The organism is Achromobacter sp. RT286_PF, from assembly GCF_059760425.1.
This window is the reverse complement of record NZ_JCBAMR010000093.1, coordinates 1-328: the sequence shown is the minus strand read 5'-3', so window position 1 is coordinate 328 and position 328 is coordinate 1. Positions and strand designations below refer to the sequence as shown.

At 67.4% G+C, this 328-nt stretch carries 1 pseudogene; it reads right to left on the bottom strand.

Features of this window, described 5'->3' with window-relative positions:
* Positions 1–328, bottom strand: a pseudogene (locus AC6LJY_RS27995) (hypothetical protein); the annotation flags it as partial.

Below are 328 nucleotides of genomic sequence, written 5' to 3'. Positions count from 1 at the left end.
CCTCATGTTTCGCGACCACGCACAGGACTTCGCCTTTTTCGTCGCCACGCCATTGACCACCCCGTGGGGCCAACTGACCGGTTTCGGCCTGGCGTGCCGCTTCGGCTTCGGGTGGGCGTTGATCGATGTCGCGTTGCCAGATGACGCGGCCGCGCGATGGGCCTTGATGGATGGCGGGCGCCGGCTCGCCCGCCTTGAAGTACTGGCGCGAGCCTGTCTTTGCCAGCGTGTACCACCAGCCGTCCGACGGGATGTCTTCGCCGACGACAACATGGGTGGGGGTGGGTTCGGCAGGCGCCGGGCCCGGGGTGCGGCCTCGAATTTCAGG